Origin of the sequence: Rhodococcus sp. 27YEA15 (genome assembly GCF_049739425.1) — a bacterium.
Lineage (GTDB): Bacteria > Actinomycetota > Actinomycetes > Mycobacteriales > Mycobacteriaceae > Rhodococcus_F.
Genome location: NZ_JBMHHW010000002.1, coordinates 126943 through 150976, shown reverse-complemented (window position 1 = coordinate 150976; position 24034 = coordinate 126943). Strand labels below are relative to the sequence as shown.

Annotated in this window: 20 protein-coding genes and 3 pseudogenes; 7 read left to right on the top strand and 16 right to left on the bottom strand. The window is 62.2% G+C overall.

Annotated features, from left to right (window positions below; translation table 11 throughout):
- Positions 1-42: 42 nt before the first annotated feature.
- From ABH922_RS25720 to ABH922_RS25700, 5 genes and pseudogenes are all read right to left on the bottom strand, one after another.
- Positions 43-1371, bottom strand: a complete 1329-nt coding sequence (locus tag ABH922_RS25720) for a hypothetical protein (RefSeq protein ID WP_424809880.1) — start codon at positions 1369-1371, stop codon at positions 43-45.
- The gene (locus ABH922_RS25715; protein WP_424809879.1) at positions 1368-2456 is read right to left on the bottom strand and encodes a DUF917 domain-containing protein; all 1089 of its coding nucleotides are present in this window, start codon (positions 2454-2456) and stop codon (positions 1368-1370) included. The genes ABH922_RS25720 and ABH922_RS25715 overlap by 4 nt, the downstream gene beginning before the upstream one ends.
- 21 nt (positions 2457-2477) lie before the next feature.
- Positions 2478-3725, bottom strand: a complete 1248-nt coding sequence (locus ABH922_RS25710) for a M20 family metallopeptidase (protein ID WP_424809878.1) — start codon at positions 3723-3725, stop codon at positions 2478-2480.
- Positions 3722-3976: a hypothetical protein gene (locus ABH922_RS25705; RefSeq protein WP_424809877.1), complete on the bottom strand. Its 255-nt coding sequence runs from the start codon at positions 3974-3976 to the stop codon at positions 3722-3724. Before ABH922_RS25705 ends, ABH922_RS25710 begins: the two co-directional genes overlap by 4 nt.
- A gap of 65 nt (positions 3977-4041) precedes the next feature.
- Positions 4042-5050: pseudogene (locus ABH922_RS25700) on the bottom strand (IS481 family transposase).
- A gap of 22 nt (positions 5051-5072) precedes the next feature.
- Between ABH922_RS25700 and ABH922_RS25695 the strand changes: the two are divergent.
- From ABH922_RS25695 to ABH922_RS25685, 3 genes are all read left to right on the top strand, one after another.
- Positions 5073-5372, top strand: coding sequence for an AMP-binding enzyme (locus tag ABH922_RS25695; protein WP_424809876.1), 300 nt, complete (start codon positions 5073-5075; stop codon positions 5370-5372).
- Entirely contained in the window at positions 5369-6244 is an 876-nt protein-coding gene (locus ABH922_RS25690; RefSeq protein ID WP_424809875.1) for an isochorismatase family protein, read from the top strand. Before ABH922_RS25695 ends, ABH922_RS25690 begins: the two co-directional genes overlap by 4 nt.
- Positions 6245-6420: 176 nt before the next feature.
- Positions 6421-7844, top strand: a protein-coding gene (locus tag ABH922_RS25685) for an IS3 family transposase (RefSeq protein WP_424810315.1) whose coding sequence is annotated in 2 segments (ribosomal slippage) — positions 6421-6781 and positions 6781-7844 — 1425 coding nt in all. Because the reading frame shifts where the segments join, the coding sequence is not laid out codon by codon here.
- Here ABH922_RS25685 and ABH922_RS25680 read toward each other — a convergent pair.
- From ABH922_RS25680 to ABH922_RS25670, 3 genes are all read right to left on the bottom strand, one after another.
- Entirely contained in the window at positions 7829-8779 is a 951-nt protein-coding gene (locus ABH922_RS25680) for an MFS transporter (protein ID WP_424809874.1), read from the bottom strand. The two genes, ABH922_RS25685 and ABH922_RS25680, sit on opposite strands and share 16 nt — an antisense overlap.
- A gap of 21 nt (positions 8780-8800) precedes the next feature.
- Positions 8801-10224 (bottom strand): IS3 family transposase gene (locus ABH922_RS25675; protein WP_424810315.1). Its coding sequence is split into 2 segments (ribosomal slippage): positions 8801-9864 and positions 9864-10224, totalling 1425 coding nucleotides; the frame shifts between segments, so codons are not numbered across the junction.
- A 97-nt stretch (positions 10225-10321) separates the two neighbouring features.
- Complete coding sequence (locus ABH922_RS25670) at positions 10322-10603, bottom strand: MFS transporter (RefSeq protein WP_424809873.1); 282 nt, start codon at positions 10601-10603, stop codon at positions 10322-10324.
- A gap of 64 nt (positions 10604-10667) precedes the next feature.
- Between ABH922_RS25670 and ABH922_RS25665 the strand changes: the two are divergent.
- The 4 genes and pseudogenes from ABH922_RS25665 to ABH922_RS25650 form a co-directional block, all read left to right on the top strand.
- Positions 10668-10904, top strand: a pseudogene (locus ABH922_RS25665) (methyltransferase family protein); the annotation flags it as partial.
- Positions 10905-10955: 51 nt separating this feature from the next.
- Entirely contained in the window at positions 10956-11684 is a 729-nt protein-coding gene (locus ABH922_RS25660; protein ID WP_424810314.1) for a methyltransferase, read from the top strand.
- A 461-nt stretch (positions 11685-12145) separates the two neighbouring features.
- Positions 12146-13021 (top strand): hypothetical protein, encoded by an 876-nt coding sequence (locus ABH922_RS25655; protein WP_424809872.1) that lies wholly within the window; start codon positions 12146-12148, stop codon positions 13019-13021.
- Positions 13018-14403: an FAD-binding oxidoreductase gene (locus tag ABH922_RS25650; RefSeq protein WP_424809871.1), complete on the top strand. Its 1386-nt coding sequence runs from the start codon at positions 13018-13020 to the stop codon at positions 14401-14403. Before ABH922_RS25655 ends, ABH922_RS25650 begins: the two co-directional genes overlap by 4 nt.
- Positions 14404-14549: 146 nt before the next feature.
- On the opposite strand, the gene ABH922_RS25645 is transcribed toward ABH922_RS25650, so the two are convergent.
- The 8 genes and pseudogenes from ABH922_RS25645 to ABH922_RS25610 form a co-directional block, all read right to left on the bottom strand.
- Positions 14550-15736, bottom strand: a protein-coding gene (locus ABH922_RS25645) for an IS3 family transposase (protein WP_424809858.1) whose coding sequence is annotated in 2 segments (ribosomal slippage) — positions 14550-15475 and positions 15475-15736 — 1188 coding nt in all. Because the reading frame shifts where the segments join, the coding sequence is not laid out codon by codon here.
- Positions 15737-16096: 360 nt separating this feature from the next.
- Entirely contained in the window at positions 16097-17551 is a 1455-nt protein-coding gene (pyk, locus tag ABH922_RS25640; RefSeq protein ID WP_424809870.1) for a pyruvate kinase, read from the bottom strand.
- Positions 17520-18516 (bottom strand): annotated as a pseudogene (locus ABH922_RS25635) (fructose-bisphosphatase class II family protein). Before ABH922_RS25635 ends, pyk begins: the two are co-directional and overlap by 32 nt.
- 82 nt (positions 18517-18598) lie before the next feature.
- Positions 18599-19594 (bottom strand): alcohol dehydrogenase catalytic domain-containing protein, encoded by a 996-nt coding sequence (locus tag ABH922_RS25630; protein ID WP_424809869.1) that lies wholly within the window; start codon positions 19592-19594, stop codon positions 18599-18601.
- Between the two features lie 31 nt (positions 19595-19625).
- Positions 19626-20717 (bottom strand): ABC transporter ATP-binding protein, encoded by a 1092-nt coding sequence (locus tag ABH922_RS25625; RefSeq protein WP_424809868.1) that lies wholly within the window; start codon positions 20715-20717, stop codon positions 19626-19628.
- A gap of 33 nt (positions 20718-20750) precedes the next feature.
- Positions 20751-21641, bottom strand: coding sequence for a carbohydrate ABC transporter permease (locus ABH922_RS25620; protein ID WP_424809867.1), 891 nt, complete (start codon positions 21639-21641; stop codon positions 20751-20753).
- Positions 21641-22588: a carbohydrate ABC transporter permease gene (locus ABH922_RS25615; protein ID WP_424809866.1), complete on the bottom strand. Its 948-nt coding sequence runs from the start codon at positions 22586-22588 to the stop codon at positions 21641-21643. Before ABH922_RS25615 ends, ABH922_RS25620 begins: the two co-directional genes overlap by 1 nt.
- The gene (locus ABH922_RS25610; RefSeq protein ID WP_424809865.1) at positions 22585-23940 is read right to left on the bottom strand and encodes an ABC transporter substrate-binding protein; all 1356 of its coding nucleotides are present in this window, start codon (positions 23938-23940) and stop codon (positions 22585-22587) included. Before ABH922_RS25610 ends, ABH922_RS25615 begins: the two co-directional genes overlap by 4 nt.
- Positions 23941-24034: the final 94 nt, after the last annotated feature.

The window sequence follows — 24034 nt, the reverse complement described above, 5'->3', positions numbered from 1 at the left end:
CGTCGACAGACAACAGTTGGCTGACGGTCACCGGCAGGAATTTCATTTCAAAGGCCCCATGGCTGTGGCCCTGAGCCTTATGCAGGTGCTGTTGACGTAGGTAAGGGGGGTGTCGCGGAAGCGCGCGATCTCGATTTTCGCTGGATCGGCACCCGCCCGCACCGCTGCGTCGACGGCATCTGCTCGGGCAGCGGCTACACACTCGGCATACGTGCTGTCTCTGAACGGATAGACCCGATCGATTGTTCCGCCGGCAAATGCGGTCGCCGCGCCCAACGCCCCGGCCAGGTGGCCCAGCCGGGAAGCGAGAACGGTTCCGGGGCAGAGGGGTTGAGGATTTCCTGAAGCTGTCAGAAAGACGACCGGAGCGTCGCCGAGCCAGGATCTCATCCGATTTACCAAGCGAGGCAGTTTCGCTTCGAGTAGCTCCCGTGGGATTCGTGTCTTCCACAGCCCGGTGGACGAAGTGGGAACGCCGAACATCGTTGCGGTGTGATGACTTTCCCATGGAAGGCCGTCCGTGATGGCGGTGACGTAGCTGTGGGTCGGCGACGCGTGCACTACAAGAGCGTCCGCAAGATCATGCTCGTGCCGGATGCCGCCGATGACGCCGGCACGGGTCGATTCCCGGACCCGAAGCGGGTGCCGGATCATGTCCGCGACGGACATGAGTGTTCCGTCCCCGCTGACGACGTGCATCTGAGCGTCCACGCCCAGCGTGCGCAGTATGTGCGTCATCTCGGCGGCGACCCGTGCGGAGCGAGCTGAGAAGGCGGAGTCGAGGATTGTGACGTTCTCGCGTTCGATCAACCCGATTCCACTCGCTGCGCTGCCGAACGTGACAGTGGCCTGTGGGCCGACGATGTCCGTGACGATCGCGGCAGCTGCGGATTCATGCGTGGGCATCGACTGCGAATTGGTTCCTACAATGGCAAAAGCTCTGATACTCAACGTCTTGCAGGAACGCGCAAAATCTACGACCGCGCCGGTGTCGAGGTCGCACCGCTCAGTTCCGTCGTACTCGTGTCCGCCGGCCACCACGGTTGCCGGACCACCTACTGCGCGCGTGAGTGAGTCCGGCCAACCGAACATCGGCGGGACGGATGTCGTTGTCGGGCCTGCTATTCGAAGAACTCCCACCTTCTCCGCGTCGATCGGTAAACGCGAAGTCGAGACTTCGCCCAGTCCGGCAACCATGACCGCTGTTATCCGGTTCGCTTGGTGTTCGTGTAATAGCGTGCGCAGCATCTCCGCGATGGATGACGCTTTGCTGTCTACCGCCTCGGCGTCGTCAACCGTGTCGCCGTTTGCGTCCAACAGCACCGCTGCCGGACGTGTGCTGAGGGAGATGCCCATCGAGGTCGCGGTCATTGTCGAAATCCCACCGACACCGGGTCGATGTCGAATCCGAAAGCCCGCGGCCCCACCAGTGTGGCAGCGTGCGGCGTGTGCCACCTGGGGTCGCCCGGCAGCGCCACTACTCGAATGTGCTGTCCCCTCGACAAGGACGTTATCTGTACTACTGTTCCGGTTTCTCCGTCGAGGGCGGTGATGATGTCTGGAACAGTGGAAATCGTGACACCGTTGATCGATGCGATCAGGTTCTCGCTCTGTTGGTCTATTCGCAGTACATCGACACTTCCAATGCCCCCCGATACGTCGTCGCCGAGGACTGTAACGACTCCGCGCGGAATCCCCGACGTCACTTCGTGAATGACTTCGACAACTGTTCCCTCGAAGATCACGAGCCCACCACATACATCCAAGGTGCGGTCGAGGTCCACGAGTTCGCCCGATTCCATTGCGTGGACGAGCTTTCCGAGATCGACGATTCGCGAAAGCGACCGAAAGGCTCCGTGCACGACGCAATCCTGCGCAGTGACCCGGTAGGCGCTTGTGACAGCTACCATTCCCATCTCGGTCAGTGTTGCACGAAGGAGCTTGCTTCCGGTGCGATCGCCGCCCGCACGCACGATGGAATAGGCGCCCATCGCTCCCACCATGAAGATCGGCGACAACGGAAACCCAGCCAGGGTGAGGAACGACATCTCCAGAGCGGGGAAGCAGCGGGCCATGAGATCGGAGTCGATACACGGAAGCCCGAGTTCCGCGGCGACGACAATGGGGAACAACCCGTTAACCGGACCGATCTGTATGGGTAGTACCGCCTCACATACACGGCCGAGGTGTTTTTCGACGATCTCACGCAGCAGCGTGATCTCGGGGTTGCCCGGAAATGCCTCGACGACGGCGCTGGGGCTGCCGCCGATCGCAACGGGGAGAAGTGTGGCTTCGGGATTCAACGCATCCGCATCGACGAGTTGAACTGGCCCGTGCTTTTCGAGCGCGCATCGCAGCATCTGCAGCGGAAGAAAGGGGTCACCGCCACCGCCTGAGGCGAGAAAGGATGCACCGCGGGCGAGGTGTTCGACGTTGTCGACTGTCACATACCTCATGGGCGGAGCGGTCACCTCATTTCAGTCGGCGGTGTGACAAGGATACGTGTCGGGATTGAGGGAATCGGTGAGTACTCGGGTGAGAGGGTGCATCCCGAACGATGCGAAGACGCGTGCGAATGTCTTGGCTGCGCGCACCAGATCGTCTATGCCGACCCATTCACCGGCTGTGTGCGCATCCGTCATCGACCCTGGTCCGTAGATCACCGTCGGAATACCCAGTCGGTTCCGTAGAATCCGTGCATCGCTTCCCAGCAGAGAGCCTGCGATAGAGGCACTTCCCGAACGCCCGAGAGCAGTTCTTGTCATGTACTCGGTAAAGGGATGGTCGGACGGCAGTTCGGATGCTTCGACAAAAGTTCGGGTTCGAATCCGGTAATTGACGGGAGGATCGAGACGGTTGATCTTGTCGGTGAGGGACTCCGTCACCTGTGTGGGACCTTGTCCGGGGAGAGTTCTTCTGTCCACCGTCACGGTGCATCGGCTTGCAACGACATTGGCAGCTGTCCCGCCCACGATCGTTCCGACGTTGCACGACGGTTGACCAAGCAAGGGATGAACCGGGCCACTGAAATCGGCTAGATGCAAGTCCGTCACGATGCGGGCGGCGTCCGCGATGGCCGAGTGGCCGCGAGCAGGATCGCTACCGTGCGCTGCACGTCCCTCGACTTCGATCTCGGCAATCAGAGTGCCCCGCTCGGCGATTCCGACGTGAAGTTCGTTGGGTTCGGGAATGATGCACGCATCGGCGACGATCAAACCGGCATCTGCCAAGGCGATCGTGCCAAACTGGCCACCGGTTTCCTCGTCCGCAACGAGATGGAAGACGATGCCACAGTCGATCGCGACGTCGGCGTCGCGGCATGCCCGGAAACCTTCGATCGCCGCGGCAATTCCACCTTTCATGTCGCACGCGCCGCGTCCGACGACGCGATCAGTCTCGATCACCCCTTCGAACGGATCTGCCTGCCATTCCTCGCTGCGGGCAGGGACCACGTCGATGTGACCGTTCACCAGGATGATCGGCGCTGATCCGTCGACCGGGCCGGCGGTAGCGAGCACCGACGGTCGCGCGGGTGACGCATCGAAAATCGTTGTCGTAAAACCTGTCTCGGTCAGTGTGTCGACGAGTAGCGCGATGACTGCTCGTTCGTCACCTGGCGGGTTGGAAGTATCGCAGCGAATCAGCGCTGCCGTCAGGTCCGCGACACGCGAAGCCGACACATAGGTGTCGAGCGAGTGGGCGATGGGATCTGCATGCTCTGTCACAGGTATTGCTCCGGATCGTCGAGAAAGCCCACCGCAGCGATGCTCCGCAGGTAAGCGCGTAAATGCGGCGCCCGGTCGAACACCACACCGAAGGCCCGTCTGGCCTCCTCCGGGCGGCCGGCCCGTGCCAGCAACACGGCGTGCCAGAACCGTGCTTCGCTATTCTCGCCGAGCGCCTTGTCAGCTTCGACAAGTGCTTGCACGGCATCATCGAGTTGGGCACCGCTGACATCCTCGAACGGGCCCATCATGATTCGAGGCGCGAACATTACCGAACCAACTGCGTCGAAGGCAAGGTGCAGTGGAAGCAGGCGGGCTAGTTGTATGAGGCACGGACGTTAGTTACGCGGTGCCGGCGGTAAGCGGCGGGCGGTCGTCCTCCGCGTGCTGAATGCGGTCGGTGGTAATTGTAGTGAACATTCCAGATTTCGACGGCAGTGCGCCGCTCGGCTTCGCTGGTGTACTCGCGGGAGTACAGCAGTTCTTCGGCGAGGATGCGGTTGTAGCGTTCGACTTTCCCGTTGTGTTTCGGGGTGTAGGGCTTGATGCGGTAGTGCCGCGCTTCGCGAAGTGAAGCGGTGAAATCTGCTGCCCGGTAGCATGATCCGTTGTCAGTGATCACGCGCTCGATTCGGGTGATGCCGTGGGCGGCGAAGAAGACGCGGGCGTTGTTCATGAAATCGATGGCTGTTGCAGCGGTTTCGTTGTCGCGGGCTTCGGTGTACGCCAGGCGGGTGTTGCCGTCGATCGCGGAATGCAGGTAGGTGTAACCGATCCGGGCCTGCTTGTTCTTCGTTTTCCGGCGTTGTGATCGTTTGGCCTGCTCGGACCCGCGGCCATGAACGCGCCACCCGCCGCCGTCAGGGATGCGGCCGACTTTCTTGACGTCGACATGCACCATCTGACCAGGCCGTTTCGCGGCGATAACCTGCGTTTTTCGGTTGGTTTCGCCGTTCGGGTCGATGAACCGGCGACGATTCAGCCCGAGATCCCGCAGGATTTTCGTGACCGTCCGGCGAGCAATGACGATGCCGTCGGTGCCCAGTTCGAACGTGATCCGTGAAGGAAGACCATTTCCGGGTCCGTCGCATGAATTCGATCTCGGCGACAAGCCCTGCCGCTGTGGCAGTCGGTTGATGGTGCGGTGTGCTGGAGCGGTCCTGTAATCCCAGGTCACCGAACTTGCGATACCGATTGACCCAGGTGGAGGCGCATTGGCGGGAGATACCCATTTCGGCGGCGACGTGGGCGATCGGACGACTCTGGCAGCGCTCGATCAGGCGTCGTCTTCCCTCGACGGTGAGTGGGGCATTACGGTGTGTCACAGGGCTGGTCCCTTTGCTGTTGATGGTCAGTTTCGCAACTTCCATCCTGCCGCGAAGGACCAGCCCGTCTACTTCACTCCCGCGTCAGCAACGTCCATACCCACAACACCTAGGTGAGCGGAGTTGCGCTTATGTGATTTCTCGGACGCCCAGCCCGGCAGCAACCGAGCTCAGAGAGTTTCTACGACAGCGCGGACTCGCAGCTTACAAGATCCCGGATCGGTTCGAATTTGTTTCCCGTTTCCCAGAAACCGCGATCGGCAAAGTCCGCCGAATGGACCTTCGAACCGGTCTTGACAAAGATAAGGACAATCAATCGTGAGCATCCCCCGTATTCAGCCATACGCCATGCCGACCTTCGAGGAGTTGCCCCCGCATCGATTGAAATGGAAACTGGAGCCGCAGCGAGCAGCCCTGTTGATTCATGACGTACAACACTATTTCCTCAGTGCTTTCACCTCGGGGCAGTCACCCGTCGTCGAACTGGTCGACCACATCAACGAAATACGCACGAGAGCAGCGGAATTGGGTATACCGGTCATCTACACCGCCCAGCCCGGCAGTCAGGATCGTCAACAACGAGGTCTGCTGGGAGATCTCTGGGGACCTGGTGTGCCGGACAGCGACGACCAGACCGCAATTATCGCCGAGCTAGCACCTGCCCCTGGCGATGTTCTGCTTACGAAGACTCGTTACAACGCATTCCTGGGTACAGATCTTGCCTTACTCTTGAATCGGTTCGGGCGTGACCAGCTGATTGTGACCGGCGTGTACGCCCATATTGGTTGCCTCATAACGGCTGCCCATGCCTTCATGACCGAGGTCCAGCCGTTCATCGTCGCCGACGCTGTCGCAGATTTTTCCAGGGGTGAGCACGAGGACGCGCTTCGCTACGTTGCAGGCCGCTGTGGAGTCGCAACGACCACTGCCAATGTACTTGAGGGGCTTGCCCTGCCGCTGACGTGGGACACGATGTTGGCCGATGTCGCTGAGATCTTAGGCGAGTCCGTCGACAACGTAGCCCAATCTGGCGACCTTATGGCGCAGGGGATGGACTCATTACGTCTAATGACTCTCGTCGAGCGCTGGCGGCGACTCGGTGTGAACGTCGCGCCGGTTGACCTCGCCGAAGAACCGACGGTGGCGGCCTGGTGGTCACTTATCGGCCCACTACGGTCGGTCAGGTCGAAGTAGTAGGAGCAGTACTCCAGCCAGGGCGCACGCTGCTGCCGCAGCCCATAGCGTCGCGGCCCTGCGTGTCAGGGTGAGTTGAGTCCAACGGTTCACAGCAACCCCGCCTGCAGGGCGAGATACGGATCAACTCTTCTATGACAATGTCCAGCCTGGCCGTGGCCGGGGACAATGCCCGCATGGACTCCTCGCAGCCGCGTTCCGACGGCGCACGCCGACGCCGCGCGTTCACCCCGGCGGACAAGCTCGCGCATCTGGCCGCCTACGAACAGGCCTGCGAAAGCAACGAGGGCGGCGCCTACCTGCGCCGTGAGGGCCTGTACTCGTCGCTGATCAGCGAGTGGCGCAAGCAGCGCGACGCCGGTGTCCTCGACGGCAAACCAGCCGGCGCGAAGGTCGGCAAGCTCACCGCCGAGCAGGTCGAGATCGCCCGCCTGCGTGCCGAACTCGATCGCACCAACAAGCGGCTCGCGACGACCGAGGTCGCTCTCGAGATCATGGGAAAAGCACACGCGCTCTTGGAACAGATCTCCGAGAGCGCGGACACCGACGAGCCGCGCAGGAAGCGTTGATGACCGCCCACCACGACCTCACCGATGCCGGTGTGACCACCAGGGCAGCAACAATATTGACGTCGGTGACCCGGTCGACCGCAGCCCGGAACAGGACGCGTTCGCTGGTGCCGGTGCGGTCGGCAGCAGCGGTGAAGCAGGTTCCGGCGAACAAGCTCACCCCGGCCGAACGCCAGGCGGTGCTCACGATGCTCGACTGCGACCGGTTCGTCGACCAGGCCCCACTCGAGGTTTATACCCAGCTCCTCGACGAGGGCACCTATCTGTGTTCGGTGTCGACGATGTACCGAATCCTGCGGGAAAACATGCAGGTCACCGACCGCCGCCGGCAGGCCCGACATCCCGCCAAAGCCTGCCCCGAGTTGGTGGCCGAAGCGCCACGGCAGGTCTACACCTGGGACATCACCAAACTTCCCGGCCCGACCAAGGGCGTCTACTTCGACGCCTATGTGATGGTCGACATCTACTCCCGCTACGTCGTCGGAGTGCACGTCCAGACCCGCGAATCCGGACTCCTTGCCGTCGAGTTCATGACGGAAATCTTTGCCGTGCACGGCATCCCGAACGTTGTGCATGCGGACCGGGGAACGTCGATGACCAGCAAGCCGGTCGCCACCCTGCTCGCGGATCTCGAGGTGACCCGCTCGCACTCGCGGCCGAAGGTCTCCAACGACAACCCGTATTCCGAATCGCTGTTCAAGACCCTCAAATACGGGCCGGGGTTCCCGGAGCGGTTCGGGTCGATCCACCACGCCCGACAGTTCATGGAAACGTTCGTGACCTGGTACAACCACGAACACCGTCACACCGGAATCGGCCTGCACACCCCCGCCGACGTCCACTTCGGACTCGCCGCGCAGAAAGCCGCTGAACGCTCCGCCGTCCTGGCTGAGGCTCGGCGCAGCCATCCGGAGCGATTCGGGGCCTCGGATCGAGGCCCGAAGATCCTGAATTTGCCCACCGAAGCGTGGATCAACAAACCCGCGGTCATCGACGGCACCGAACCCGTGGCAGATCAGGCCGCCGCGTAACACCCATTGGACTCAATCACCTTGACAAGTTCCGCGGCGGGATTCGTCAGGTCGACAAGCACCCCCGTCATCGGACCGCCAATGGCAGACGTGCCGAACAGGGCCAGTGTGTAAACAGACATAACTCGGCCTCTTACGTCGTCGCCGGTCCGCATTTGCAGGACGCTTGCCACAATCACTGCGAAACCTGTTGAGCTTGCCCCAACTAGGACCGCCGCCCCTAGCGCTGGAAGTTCCGTCCGAGCCGTCCCGAGCACTGCCAGGGCGCCTCCGAGCGCGATTGCGGCAACACCGACAGCACGCGTCCCGGTCGGCGGGCGTCCAGCTAAGGCAACCACCACGACCAAGGCGCCCAAACCCGTTGCAGACATCAAGCGGCCGTATGCTGCGTTCCCGCCGTGGAGGGTTCCGTTCGCGAACAGCGTTAGCGAAGTTGGGAAATTGAAAGCTGCCATGAACACAACAAATGCAATGCCAACGACTGGACCCAGCACACGATCTGTCCGGATGTAGTGCAACCCAGCGCGCACCGAAACCCAGTTTCGGGAGCCACGCTCTTTCCGCTCACGAGGTAAGAAAGCAGCCACAACGGCGAAGCCGACGCTATTCACGACGAAGCAAAGCCAAGGACCGCCGCTCACCAGCAGCAGCGCCCCCATCGCCGGTCCAAAGAATCGTGTCGAAGTAGTGAGCAGACCAGTGAAGGCAACGGCGTTGACCAATGCTTCGGTCGGTACCAGGGATGGGAGATAAGCCTGAGCGGCAGGACGCTCGAAGGCACGCACTGCACCAAGGATCGCAGTCATACACCACACCAGGATCAAACCTGCGTTTCCCATTAGCAGTGCGATCCCTGTCGCCGCGGTGACAACTGCTCCCGCTACCTGGGTCGCTCGAAGAACGCGACGGGCACCCAGCCAGTCGGAACTTGTCAAGGTGATTGAGTCCAATGGGTGTTACGCGGCGGCCTGATCTGCCACGGGTTCGGTGCCGTCGATGACCGCGGGTTTGTTGATCCACGCTTCGGTGGGCAAATTCAGGATCTTCGGGCCTCGATCCGAGGCCCCGAATCGCTCCGGATGGCTGCGCCGAGCCTCAGCCAGGACGGCGGAGCGTTCAGCGGCTTTCTGCGCGGCGAGTCCGAAGTGGACGTCGGCGGGGGTGTGCAGGCCGATTCCGGTGTGACGGTGTTCGTGGTTGTACCAGGTCACGAACGTTTCCATGAACTGTCGGGCGTGGTGGATCGACCCGAACCGCTCCGGGAACCCCGGCCCGTATTTGAGGGTCTTGAACAGCGATTCGGAATACGGGTTGTCGTTGGAGACCTTCGGCCGCGAGTGCGAGCGGGTCACCTCGAGATCCGCGAGCAGGGTGGCGACCGGCTTGCTGGTCATCGACGTTCCCCGGTCCGCATGCACAACGTTCGGGATGCCGTGCACGGCAAAGATTTCCGTCATGAACTCGACGGCAAGGAGTCCGGATTCGCGGGTCTGGACGTGCACTCCGACGACGTAGCGGGAGTAGATGTCGACCATCACATAGGCGTCGAAGTAGACGCCCTTGGTCGGGCCGGGAAGTTTGGTGATGTCCCAGGTGTAGACCTGCCGTGGCGCTTCGGCCACCAACTCGGGGCAGGCTTTGGCGGGATGTCGGGCCTGCCGGCGGCGGTCGGTGACCTGCATGTTTTCCCGCAGGATTCGGTACATCGTCGACACCGAACACAGATAGGTGCCCTCGTCGAGGAGCTGGGTATAAACCTCGAGTGGGGCCTGGTCGACGAACCGGTCGCAGTCGAGCATCGTGAGCACCGCCTGGCGTTCGGCCGGGGTGAGCTTGTTCGCCGGAACCTGCTTCACCGCTGCTGCCGACCGCACCGGCACCAGCGAACGCGTCCTGTTCCGGGCTGCGGTCGACCGGGTCACCGACGTCAATATTGTTGCTGCCCTGGTGGTCACACCGGCATCGGTGAGGTCGTGGTGGGCGGTCATCAACGCTTCCTGCGCGGCTCGTCGGTGTCCGCGCTCTCGGAGATCTGTTCCAAGAGCGCGTGTGCTTTTCCCATGATCTCGAGAGCGACCTCGGTCGTCGCGAGCCGCTTGTTGGTGCGATCGAGTTCGGCACGCAGGCGGGCGATCTCGACCTGCTCGGCGGTGAGCTTGCCGACCTTCGCGCCGGCTGGTTTGCCGTCGAGGACACCGGCGTCGCGCTGCTTGCGCCACTCGCTGATCAGCGACGAGTACAGGCCCTCACGGCGCAGGTAGGCGCCGCCCTCGTTGCTTTCGCAGGCCTGTTCGTAGGCGGCCAGATGCGCGAGCTTGTCCGCCGGGGTGAACGCGCGGCGTCGGCGTGCGCCGTCGGAACGCGGCTGCGAGGAGTCCATGCGGGCATTGTCCCCGGCCACGGCCAGGCTGGACATTGTCATAGAAGAGTTGATCCGTATCTCGCCCTGCAGGCGGGGTTGCTGTGAACCGTTGGACTCAACTCACCCTGACACGCAGGGAGTCGACGACTGCACCAGCGTGAAGCCCTAAGAGTAGGCAGGGTAGAAACTCAAGTGCGCTCGTGAAGCCCACCGCAACAGCCGAACCGGTAATTTGTAGAACGAGCCAGTTCGCCGCAACGACTTGGATCCAGTTGCCGGTGAGGGAAAGTGCTTGCAGTGAAAAATACCGTCGGTAGTCTGCATAACGCAGGCTTTTGGTGGTCTGGTGAAACCAGCGCAACACTTCGTTTCGCACAGAGCAATGCAAGCAGAGCATGGCCTTTCTGCACAGCTAATTCAGTTAACCACTGTCAGGCTTCACGGTCTAACCAGGAGGAATTGTGACCGAAGTATCGAAGCCCTCGCTCTTGGCGGCGGCGAATCTTGCCACACCCATGGTCCTTCGGGTCGCGGCGACCTTACGGCTTGCGGATCTCACAGGTGATTCAGGAGCTACCGCCGATGAACTTGCGACACCGACGAAAACATCGGCAACAGCACTCCGTCGGTTGCTCGACCATCTGGTAACCGTCGGCGCTTTCGAATACGACGACCAGACTGGGCGTTACACTCCATCCGAGTGGGGTCGGCAGCTACGCGAAGACCACCCCAGCGGTACACGCGCCGACTTGGACGCGTACTCCGCGATTGGCCGTGCGGAATTGGCGTTCGCGGATCTATTGGAAACAATTGTCACCGGCAAACCGGCGTATCCCCGTCGCTATGGCGTCGATTTTTGGACCGATCTTGAAGCGAACCCGAACCTGCAGGAATCCTTCGACGCCAAGATGAGTCGAAGGTTCCAGATTCAGGCCCGTCAGATTGCCCAGCGTTTCGACTGGAGCAGGTTCGGTTCAGTGGTCGATGTCGGCGGTGGTGACGGCACCCTTCTATCCGCAATCCTCAGCGACCATCCAAGTGTGAGGGGAGCGGTTCTCGATTTACCTCCGACGGCTCAGCGCGCTCGCATGCGTTTCGGTCGAGAAGGTCTGACTAGCCGGGCGGAGACGATTCCTGGAAGTTTCTTCGACCCCTTGCCAGCAAACGCTGATGCTTACCTGCTTTCGGACGTCCTGCACGACTGGGGAGATGAGGAAAGCCGCTCGATATTACGTCGGTGTGCACAAGCGGCAGGTTCCGATGGCCGGGTGCTGGTGGTCGAGGCGCTACGTACCAATGCGCATGACCTGGTCGCGAATACTGCACTCGATCTGTTCATGCTGATGTGCTTCGGAGGACGGGAACGCACATCGGGAGAACTGAGAGAACTCGCCACGGATTGTGGACTTGTTTTGCTTTCGATCGGTCCGGTGGCAGACCGACGAACCCTGATCGAATTCGGCGTTTCGGCCAGCTGATCCACACCAAACTTCACCGAAGTGCACACGAACACCGTTGCCCCAACGGGAATCGATTCCGCACAATGAGGGCACGATCATCACTTAGTGAGGGACAGGAGTTCGCATGCCCGCGAACGTCGTGACGGTTCATTTTCAAGGCAACGGTGGTGAATTCGCTGACCTCAGTTGGGCACAGCAGCAGACCTGGGACTTTCTCCGAAATAACCGAGTCGATACTCCAGGCTGGGGGGCAAGTCCTGATGTCTACCTCGACGTCCCCCTGCGCACCCCATTTGCATTAGACAACTGCCCCGGCAGTCATCGCCTCCGTATTTTCACAGACTTCGAGTCTGCGAACTCAATTTTCAGGCTACGGGTGCACTTCGAGCTGGCAACGAGTACGAGATGGGGGAGCGGTCGACGTGGTGTGCGTAGAGAGTCTGGGTCCGAGTGACCCCGCCGTCGCCGAACTCTTCAGGATGATCAGTCGTAAACCTGTGGACATCACGACAGGCGTGCCGGTGAAGTTGGGGGCCATCGTGACGAACGGTTGGGTGACACGGTTGTTTGCCGCAGTCCCTCGGGTACTCGTCGACGCAGCCGGTGCAGATAATCTCGGCGCGCTCTTGGCCGGATCTCGGGTTGCAGGAAGAACTGCATTCGATCAGCTTGACCAAGCTCGCTGGGAATCATCGTCTGAGGGAGCAATGGCTAGCGAGCGTGCCGCCGTCCATCTCAGACAAGTATCGGCAATCGCAGACTCTGCGCCACAGCTGTCCGTTGTGGACGGGGGAGTGCTGCGTCGGACGCTAGCGGTCGTCCCATCCGGCGAGACAGACACTCTACGCATCGCCGCCGCTTATCGAGTGTCCTCGTCCTCCGTGCTATTAGCCTACTTTGCTGAGGCGAGTAACCGTTGGTTGGGGCAACAAGTATTCGCTGCGCGTCTGGGTAGCGCAAATCGCTACACCGAATCTGAACGCGTCTCCGTAACCCGTTTGAAGACCTTCGGTTTCGTTGCATTTACGTTCGGCGGAGACAACTATCTTCGCCGGGTCTTTCTCGCATCGTTACGTGCCTACGAACACGCCCGAATTGATCCCGCCGCAGCGCGTCGGCTGCTACCGCCGGAATTTATTCAGTTCGAAGATCGCAGGCAGACACTGTCGATTTACCACTACGTTGCCCCACCTACAGGTTTCGACCAACGAGACCAGCCGGTGCTGAAATTCTTTGCAGACAAGGGAGACCTACCGGGAGCTCTCAATTTGTCCGTCGAGACCAACGCGCTGTGCGACGCGGATGCGGCGGCACTGCTGACTTGCGTTTCCACCCTGGTGACGACTTGGAAATGAAAGAGCACTTGCGAAAGAGACTGTGCAGCATCGTCGGAGATGAGAACGTGCTAACCAGCCTGAACGCACTTAACGATGTTTCGGTCGACCGCGCCAACGTAAGGCTCCCCGGTATGCCACTGGCCGAAGTCCGCCCTGGTTCAGTTGCGGAATTGAGAGACATTGTCAAAACGGCGACAGTCGAGGGCATCATTATGGTTCCACGTGGGGCGGGGACCGGACTCGCCGGAGGCGTGAGCGCTCCTGCTGGATCTCTCGTGGTCTCGACGACGCGGCTGCGACACATCGGCCCAATCGATCCAATCGACCATACAACAGTCGTCGGTGCCGGAGTGCGCACCGCCGATCTTGATGCCGCAGCGGCAAAGCATGGCCTGATGTACGCCCCTGACCCATCCAGCGCGCGGTACTCCACCATCGGCGGGAACGTGGCCACAAATGCAGGTGGTCTGCGTTGCGCAAAGTACGGAGTGACCCGCGAATCTGTGTTGGCACTGAGAGTTGTGCTGACTGGTGGGCGGTTGCTTGAAACCGGTCACCGCACACTAAAAGGAGTTGCCGGATTTGACCTAACCAGCCTCTTCGTGGGATCCGAAGGCACGCTGGGGGTGGTCGCCGAAGTGACAGTACGACTTTACCCACGCCCTGCCAGGACCCGTTGGGCGACCGCCTACTTCCGAGACCTCGGTGCCGCTGAGGCTGCTCTCAATGCGGTCGCACGCTCAGAGATTCGGCCGGCGGCACTCGAGCTTCTCGATAGCGGAGCACTGCGTGAGATCGACCGAGACAGCGGCACTGCGCTCGCCATACGCGGCGCGGCACTGGTTCTTGCGCAAACCGATGGACTCGCCGCCGATGCCGAGCTCGCGGTGCTCGCGGAGCATCTCCGGACGGTGGGTGGCGCTGTCGATGTTCTCAATGATGCCGAAGCGCATAGGTATTCTGAATTGCGGCGCTGCGGTCGGTCGGTACCCGCAGATCGGTGGTCCTCAGGAGGGGATATTGCAGTACCGCGATCCCAGGTTGTCGCCGGGGTACGCCAAGGCAAGGCTATCGCGCGCGCCCGCGGACTGGAGTTCTCGGTAGTCGCCCACGCCGCGGATGGCAATCTCCATCCTAGCTTCACTCTTGCAAAGTCCGAAGAGCTCTCGCCACCATCCATCGTCACCGGAGCGTCCGGCGAGCTTTTCGACTGGGCCTTGTCGATCGGCGGCACTATCACGGGTGAGCACGGTGTCGGGTTAGTCAAACGGGCGTGGATTAGTAAAGAAATCGGACCGCTCGGGCTGGCATTACAACGCGAGGTGAAACGTGTTTTTGATCCTGAGAATCTTTTCAATCCGCATACATGGCTGGCTGCCGAAGCCGCCGACGAGAAATGAGAGGAAGATTCGATGAGCCGGCTCAAAATAGTCCTCTACTCGCATGACTCCGTTGGACTTGGACATGCCCGCCGCAACCTGGGCATAGCCCACCGATTGGCCCAGGTGATCTGCCGCGGGGATTTCGGACAATGGAGATGACTAATTCAGGCCGTGATCGCGAGCTGCTTGTAACTGTAGTGGACATCGTTCGGGAACCGGTATCCGAGTGCTGAATGTCGACGCCTCGAATTGTAAAAGCCTTCGATGTACTTGATGATGTCTTGTCGCGCTTTGTCTTTGGTGGGATAGACTGTTCGGTAGATGCGCTCGTTCTTCAGTGCCGCAAAGAAACTTTCGGCCATACTGTTGTCCCAACACACCCCAGTCCGTCCCATCGACGACCGTATGCCCAGAGAGCTCACCAGAGTCCGGTAGGCCCGAGAGGTGTAGACACTGCCGCGATCGGAGTGAAAGATCGCGTCCGGCTCGATGAGGGTCGTTGCCGCTGCGTTCGTCAACGCAGTCGCGACGAGCTCGGTGCGCATGTGATCTGCGATAGACCACCCCACGACTTTGCGAGAAAAGCAATCGATGACCGTCGCGAGATAGACGAACCCCTGCCAAGTGTGAACGTAGGTGATGTCGCCGACGAACGTGATCCCCGGACGGTCCGCGGTGAAGTCCCGCAGCAGCAAATCCGGAACGACCGGTTCACCGTCCGGGGCGGAATCGGTGGTGACCCGAAACGGACGCAGCTGGCACGGGATCAGGTCGTGTTCTCGCATGATCGAACGCACCAATTCCGGGGAACACTCGACGCCGGCTGCGGCGAGATCTGCATGGATGCGGCGGTAGCCGTAGGTTCCGTTCGATGCACCGAAGAACGATCGAATCTGTTCTGCAAGAACATCTCTGCGGATGGAAGTGGCGGACTGTGGTCGGCTGCGCCAGTGGTAGAAACCGGACGTCGACACCTCGAGCCAGCGGCATCGGTCGACTATCGAGACGGTCGTGGAGTCGTCGGTGACGTAGGAGTCGACGAACTCGTACTTCGCCACTACCGTGGCTCCCGCGCGAAGTACGAGGCCGCTTTTTTCAGGAAGGCCGCTTCTGCCCGAAGCTCACGGTTCTCGCGTTCGAGCTGGTTGAGGCGGGCGCGTTCGGTGAGCGTGAGATCCCCGTCGGCAGCACCGCCGTGGGTTTCGCGGTACTTGACGAGCCAGCGCCGCAGGCTGTCGTCACCGACCCCGTAGGCCTTGGCGACTTCGCTGACCAGCTTGGACGACTCGATGACCTCTCGGCACAGTTCGTCCTTGAACTCTGTCGAGAACGATCTCCGTGATCTGCTCATGCTGGTCGGACTCATTTCAGTAGATCCCTATCGTAAGCGGGTCCAGTGTCCGAAATCCGTGGGCCGATCACAGAGTCCTATTCATGGAACCTGTTCGCAAACATGACTATTCCCTGCTCCTAGTGCTCGACTGCCGGCGGTAACGGCACCGATGTCAGTCAGTTCGACTGCCCGCGGGGCGGAAGGGCCAGGGTGAGACAGGCGCTGTGACTACGCCCACCACCCGCGTTCCTCTCCTGGCTGGTCTCTGCGGCTCGGGACTGCTCAGCCGGTGAGCGAATAGTGTGTGCCACCCGGCGGGGCGGGCGCGGTGAATGTCGGTTCAGGCGCGAACGGGGGCCGTTGGTCTCAGATGGGCGACTATCGCTCCGGGATGGGCTCTACAGGTCCACCGAAGTCGTCCTCTCCGATGCGGTGGATGTGAATCAGGTTGGTGGACCCGACCGTGTGCGGGGGTGAGCCGGCGACGATGACGACGAGATCCCCGCACTGGTATCTGCCGAGCCGAAGGAGTGCCCGGTCCATCTGACGGATCATCTCGTCGGTCGATTTCACCGGGTTTACGACGGATGTTTCAGTCCCCCAGGTCAGGGCCAGCTGCTGACGCACTTCTGGCGCCGGGGTGAATGCCAGCACGGGAAGCGGGCTGTGCAGGCGCGCCAATCGCCGGACCGTGTCCCCGGACTGGGTGAATGCCACCAAGGCTTTGGCATGTAACCGCTCGCCGATATCGCGTGCGGCATAGGAGATCACGCCTGCCTTGGTTCGCGGCACGTGCGTCAGCGGTGGCACGTGCGTGGACTCGCTTTCAACCGCCTCGATGATCCGAGACATCGTGCCGACGGCTTCGATTGGGAACCGCCCGACCGATGTCTCACCGGAGAGCATCACCGCATCGGCACCGTCGAGGACGGCGTTGGCGACGTCGGACGCTTCGGCTCGGGTGGGTCGGGAGTTGTCGATCATCGACTCGAGCATCTGGGTCGCGACGATCACCGGTTTCGCGTTCTCCCGGGCGATCTGCACCGCACGCTTCTGTACTAGTGGTACTCGTTCGAGTGGCAACTCGACGCCTAGGTTTCCGCGCGCGACCATGATCGCGTCGAAGGCCAGGACGATCGCTTCGAGGTCGTCGACAGCTTCGGGCTTTTCGATCTTGGCGATCACCGGCACCCGGTGACCGACTTGGTCCATCACCTGATGAACCAAGTCGATGTCCGACGCGGACCGTACGAACGACAGCGCGACGAGATCAACCCCGAGACGCAACGCGAACTCGAGGTCGGCGATGTCCTTGTTGGACAACGCTGGCACCGACACACTCGTCCCCGGCAGGGACAGGCTTTTATCGTTGCTGACCGGGCCGTCGGCGACGACTCGGCAGATTACGTCGGGGCCGTCCACCTCAAGGAAGGTCAAGGCCACCTTGCCGTCGTCGATCAAAAACTGGTCGCCGGGACGGGCGTCGTCGGCGGTGATGCTAACCTGTTCTCCTGTCGCCCACACCGTTGCGCCGTCAGTGAGCCTCCCGCGCCGGATCTTCGGACCCTGCAGGTCGGCGATAACACCTACCGGCCAACCCGACAGCTCCGAGGTCTCCCGGACGTACCGGAAGTTGGCCTCGTGATCGGCGTGATCGCCGTGGCTGAAGTTCAGGCGCGCCACATCCATCCCCGCCTCGACAAGTTCTCGAATGCGGTCGCCGGAAGCGGTCGCGGGACCGAGGGTGCACACGATCTTCGCTCTTCGCGACGACTCGACGAGGCCGATCGGGTCGCCGGCTCTACTTGACGAGATGGGATCCGTGAGGGGCATGGTGTTCCTTCGGCTTATGAGGGGTGGGTACGTCGGAGAGTCGGTATTGGGAGTCGATGGTGCGGACGGTGCCGGATTTGCTCTTCATGACGATCGATTGAGTGGTGGCGGTGTCGTGTGTGTAATGCACTCCACGGAGGAGGTCACCGTCGGTGACGCCGGTGGCAGCGAAGAAGACGTTGTCCCCAGCGACGAGGTTTTCGGTGGTGAGGACACGGTCCAGGTCGTGTCCGGCGTCGAGGGCTTTGCTTCGTTCGGCATCGGTCGGTGCCAGGCGTGCCTGGATGATGCCGCCCTCTGGGGTGCCGCCGATGCCGATCATCATGTCGGTCCCGGATTCGGGGCGGCAGGCTGCGATCGCGCCGGCGACGTCACCATCGGCGACGAGTCGGATGCGGGCGCCGGAGGCGCGTACACGGGCAATGAGTGTCTGATGCCGGGGGCGGTCGAGGATGCACACGGTCAGATCCGACGCTCGGGCGTCGCGGACTGCGGCCAGTCGTCGAAGTTTCTCCTCCACCGGTGCGGTGATATCGACGACATTGGCGGCGTCGGAGCCGACCACGAGTTTGTCCATGTAGAACATCGCAGAGGGTTCGAGCATGGCGCCGCGTTCGGCGAGGGCCGAGATGGCGTTGGGTAGATCCTTGGCCATCAGGGGGTCCCTCGACCGGGCCGACCGCGACATCGCTGGCGGGCCCGGATTCATTTCCCACGGTTTCCCCGTTGAACAGCATCGGGGCTTCGTCCTTTTCGCCTTCCCCGATCACCACGACGCCAGTCATCGAGACGGTGGAGAGGAGTTGGCGCATGGCGTCGTCGGCGGCACCGTCGCCGAGTTCCTTCTCCCCTCGCCTCACCCAGCGCCCGGAGGCGAGGGCGCCTGTCTCGGTGACGCGGACGAGTTCCATTGCGGGGTTGCGGTCCGGGATCAGTCCGATGACGGGCCTCTCGGCGAGAGTCATGCTGGGTTTCCTTAGTCGGATGCAGAGCGGGGACTGAAGGCGTGCTGGTTCAGCCCGTGGGCATCGGGAGAGGGACGGCTCGTCAGGATCGAGTGATCTGCGTCTTGACGCCTTCGCCGCGGCGGACCAGATCGATGGCCTTCTCGATGTCGGGCAGCGGGACTTGAGCGGTGACCAGGGCTTCGCCGTCGAGCACGCCGGCGGCGAGGGCATGCGCGGCTCGGCCGAAGGTATGTTGCAGCGACTGGGATCCGGTGATGGCCAGTTCCTTGGCGAAGATATCGTACGGGGACACCTGCGCGGTCGCGTCGGGGCTCGAGACCCCGAACACGTGGAACCGGCCCGCCTGCCGCACGGCGTTCAGACCGGCCTGGAAACCGCCGACCGATCCGGTGGCCTCGACAACCAAGTCCCAGCCCAACGGTTGTTCGAGGGCGTCGATGTCGCCGGCGGCACGGTGTGCACCGAAATGCCCGGCACGCGAGTAGCGCTCGGGATTGCGGTCGACGACGTCGACGCGTGCCCCGGATGCGGTGAGGAGTTGGCTGAGGATCAGTCCGGTCGTGCCTGCTCCGATGACCAGGGCGGTGTCGCCCGGGTAGACGGGCCCCATCCGGTCGAGTGCGTGCAGGACGCAGGACAGCGGCTCGACCAGCGTGGCCCACTTGCGGGGGACGGAAGGGGGCAGCAGTTGGGCGTCGACCGCCCGCACGTGGACGTAGTCGGCGAAACCACCGGGCAGGGTGACCCCGTATCCCTGCCAATTCGCGCACAGATTCGTCCGTCCGGAGCGGCACTGAAGGCAGTGGCCGCACTCGACGACCGGGTCGACGACGACGAAATCGCCCTCCTCGAGGTGCTGTGCGTCGCGGCCGCGGGCGACGACCGTCCCGGCGATTTCGTGACCGGGCACTATCGACGTCCGCGCGGCGGGGTAGTCTCCGTCGATGATGTGCAGGTCGGTGCCGCAGACACCGCAGCTGTCGACCTGGATGATGACGTCGGACGGTCCCGGGGTGGGGTCGTCGACGGTGGTCAGGGTCAATGTTCCGGTGCCGTCCGCGATGGCTGCCCGCATGATCGTGTCTCCTGTCTGAAGGGGGTCGGGGTCAGTTGCCGATGCGGTCGCCGCTGACCGGGTGGAACAGGTGCACGGGTCCGGCACCGGTGCGCAGGCCGACGGTGTCGGCGAGGCGTGCCGGCGCACGGCCGGGGGCGCGGGCGACCAAGGAGAGTGAATCGTGGCCGGCTCCGACGTGGGTGTACACGTAGGACTCGCTGCCGAGTTCCTCGACCAGATCGACCACGGCACGGATACCGTCGGCCTCGCCGGCGAGCTCGAGCTGCTCGGGGCGGATCCCGACGGTGACGGTGTCGAGGCCCAGCTTGCTTACCTCGGCGAGCTGATCACGTTCGACCTTCAGGACCGACGTGCCGATCTGGACACCGTCCGCCGTCACGGGCGCGGTGATCAGATTCATCGCCGGCGAGCCGATGAACCCGGCGACGAACGCGTTGACCGGTTTGTCATACAGCTCGGTCGGGGACGAGAACTGCTGCAGCACACCGTTCTTGAGAACCGCAACGCGGTCCCCCATGGTCATCGCCTCGACCTGGTCGTGGGTGACGTAGACGGTGGTGGTGCCCAAGCGCTGTTGCAGGGCGGCGATCTGGGTGCGGGTCTGCACCCGCAGTTTCGCGTCCAGGTTCGAGAGCGGTTCGTCCATGCAGAACACCTGCGGTTCGCGGACGATGGCCCGCCCCATAGCGACGCGCTGGCGCTGTCCGCCGGACAGTTTGGCGGGTTTGCGGTCGAGGTACTCCGTCAGGTCGAGCATGCGGGCGGCATCGGCAACCCGCTTCTTGCGTTCCTCGGCGCCGATGCCGCGCATTTTCAGTGCGAAGCCCATGTTCTCCCCGACGGTCTTGTTGGGGTAGAGGGCGTAGTTCTGGAAGACCATGGCGATGTCGCGGTCCTTGGGGGCGACGCCGAGCATGTCGTTGCCGTTGATGGCGATGTTGCCCGAGTCGATGTCTTCGAGGCCAGCGAGCATCCGCAACGCGGTGGACTTGCCGGATCCGGAGGGGCCGACCAGGACGACGAATTCACCGTCTTCGATCTGCAGGTCGAGGTTGTCGACGGCGAGGGTGCCTGCGCCTTCGTAGATGCAGGAGGCCTGCTTGTAGTCGATGGTGGCCATGAGAGTTACTCCTGAAAGGAAAAGGTGTATGGGCTATTTGATGGCGCCGAAGGATAGGCCGCGCACGAGTTTGTTCTGCGCGAACCATCCGGCGAGGATGACGGGGAGGGCTGCCATGGTCGCGGCGGCGGACAGTCGCGCCCAGTACAGGCCTTCGCCGGTGATGAAGCCGACCAGGAATACAGGCACCGTCTGTGCTTGCACGGCGGTGAGGTTGAGGGCGAAGAAAAATTCGTTCCATGAGAAGATCACGCAGATCAGCGCGGTAGCGGCGATGCCTGGGGAGACAAGTGGCAAAATCACCTCGCGCACCGACGTCCACAAGCTGGCACCGTCCATGCTGGCGGCTTCGAGCAACTCGCCGGGTACCTCGAGGAAGAACGAGCGCATCATCCACACGGCAATGGGCAGGTTCATGGCGGTGTACATGATGATCAGTGCCCAGATGTTGTCGAGGAGACCGACCTTGTTGACAATCACGTACAACGGCACGATGGCGGCGACAGCGGGCAGCATTTTGGTGCTGATGAAGAAGAACAGGGCGTCCTTGGTGCCCTTGACCGGTCGCAGCGACAGGGCGAACGCGGCCGGGACACTCAGCAACAGAACAACAATGGTGGAGACGGCGGTGGCGAACACGGAGTTCAGCACTGCGGTGCCGAGGCCGCTGTCGAAGACGGCCTTGAACTGGTCCAGGGTGGGAGTGAAGAACAACTTGGGTGGGTCGGTGTAGGCGTCGCCTTCCTGCTTGAACGCCGTCAGCGCCATCCAGAAGACCGGGAAGAAGAATCCGAGTGCGGCGATCCAGGCTACGACACCCCACGGACTGAACCGGGCACGTTTCTTCGGTGCTTTCGTTGCGGTACCGGGGGCGGTGGACCCGCGGGTGATCATGGCGCCGGGTCGGGTCGGATCAGTGCTCATCAAGCTGTCTCTTCTTTTCCGCTGAAACTGGTGAAAATCAGGCGCAGCGCCAGGGTGGATACGGCGATGGTGGCGATGACGGTGACCACGCCCATGGCGGCGGCCTGGCCGATGTCGAATCCTAGGAAGGCGCGCTGGTAGATGTAGAACGGCAGGTTCGAGCTCGCCACGCCGGGGCCGCCCTGCGTCATCATGTAGACCGCGTCGAAGGTGTTGACCAGGTAGATCGCCCCGAGGACGGCTCCGAGTTCGATGAACCGCCGCAGGTGCGGAAGGGTGATCTCTCGGAACAGCTGGAAGGCGCTGGCGCCGTCGACCCGGCCCGCTTCGAGGATGTCGCGAGGCATCGACTGCAGTCCCGCGAGGATCAGCAGCATCATGAACGGGGTCCACTGCCAGACGAGGTCTGTCATCACCGCGGCCATCGGGAACCGGCTGACCCAGTCGATCTGCCCGACTCCCAGCGGGGATAGAACGAAGTTGACGATACCGAAGACCGGGTCGAACATCGAGGTCTTCCACACCAGCGCGGCGGCGACCGGGGTGACCAGGAACGGGGTGATCAACAGAGTGCGGACGACGCCCCGGCCGAAGAAGGAACGGTCGAGCAGTAGCGCCAACAGCAACCCGAGAACCACCGAGATGATCACGGTACCGACGATCATGATGACGGTGTTGACCGCCACCGTCCGAAACTGCGTGTCCCGGAAGACGTCGACATAGTTGTTGAGCCAGTTGAACTCCCGAGAACCGGGACGGACCAGGTTCCACGACTGCGTCGAGTAGTACAGGGTGAACAGGAACGGCACCTGAGTGACGACGATCATGAAGATCAGCGCGGGCAGCAAGGGGCCGCGGCGGCGCCACCCTTCGGCGCGGCTCACTCTCGGCTTCTGCGGCGCCCGGACCGGTGAGGCATCGGGGCGGGGTGTGGTAATCGTGGTCATCGTCCCTCCTCCTGGTAGGTTTTGCCGACCACTTCGGCGTATTGCTGCGCCTGGTCGAGTGCGTCGTCGACGCTGGTGCGGCCGGCGATCGCAGAGCTAATCTGCTGGCTGACCCGGGTGCCGAGATCCTGGAACTCGGGGATGGTGAGGAACTGAACCCCGGTGTAGGGCACCGGCTGCACGGTGGGGTGCTGGGAGTCGGCGTTCTTGATCGACTCGAGGGTGATCGGGCCGTAGGCGGCGCTGATCTCGTCGTACTGCGGAATCCGGTAGGTCGAGTTCCGGCTGCCGGGCGGGACTCGTTCCCAGCCGAGATCGTTTCCGACCTTCTCGATGTACTGCTTGTTCGTCATCCAGGACACGAACTTCCAGGCGGCGTCCTTCTGGTGACTGGATTCGGGGATGCCGAGCGACCAGGTGTAGAGCCAGCCGGGGTTCTCCTTCTCCACCATCGGGGCCTTGGCATAGCCGACCTTGCCGACGACCTGGCTCGATTCGGGACTCTCGACGGTGTTTACGGCGGAGGTGGCGTCGTACCACATCGCGGTGTGTCCCTGCGAGAACTGAGTGGCGCACTCGCTGAACCCGCTTGTCGCAGGTCCGGGTTCACCGTGCTCGCGGACGAGGTCGACGTAGAACTGGACTGCCTTCTTCACCTCGGGGCTGTTGAGTTGGGCGTTCCAGTTCTTGTCGAACCAGCGGCCGCCGAAGGTGTTGATCACCGTGTCCAGTGGGGCGAGGACCTCGCCCCAGCCAGGTTTGCCGCGCAGGCAGATTCCGGTCATGTCCTCGGCAGAGTTGTCGAACTGCTGCGCCCAGCTGGCAACCTGATCCCAGGTCGGGTCGTTGGGGACGGTGATCCCGGCCTTGTCGAACAGGTCCTTGCGGTACATCAGGAACGACGATTCGCCGTAGAACGGGACCGAGTACATGTCCCCTTCATAGGACAGGGCGTCCTTGATAGAGGGGATGAAGTCGTCCTGGTCGTAGCCCTCGGTCGCGGCGATGTACGGCTCGAGGTTGGTCAGCCAGCCGTTCTCTGCCCACTGTGGGGTTTCGTAGTTGCTGATCATCGTGACGTCGAACTCGCCGCCGCCGGTCGCGGTGGAGGCGGTGATCTTCGCGCGGGCCTCGTTTTCGGGCAGCGTGACGAACTTCAGGTGAATGCCCGGGTTTTCGGCTTCGAACTGTTCGGACAACTTGATGGCGTCCTGCATCTGGGGGTTGGACACCATGGCGATGGTGACTGTGTCACCGCTGGAGCTGCCGAGCGATCCCGCTCCGGCACATCCGGACAGTGTCAGGGTCGTCGCGGCACAGCAGATGCTGGCGGCGAAGAGTTTGCGTCGCATGGGAGGACTTTCTCGAGACAGAAGGCTGCCTGTAGACAGACGTGAATTACTACTGATGCTTCTCATGTGCAACAACGGAGATTTCGGCCCTCGA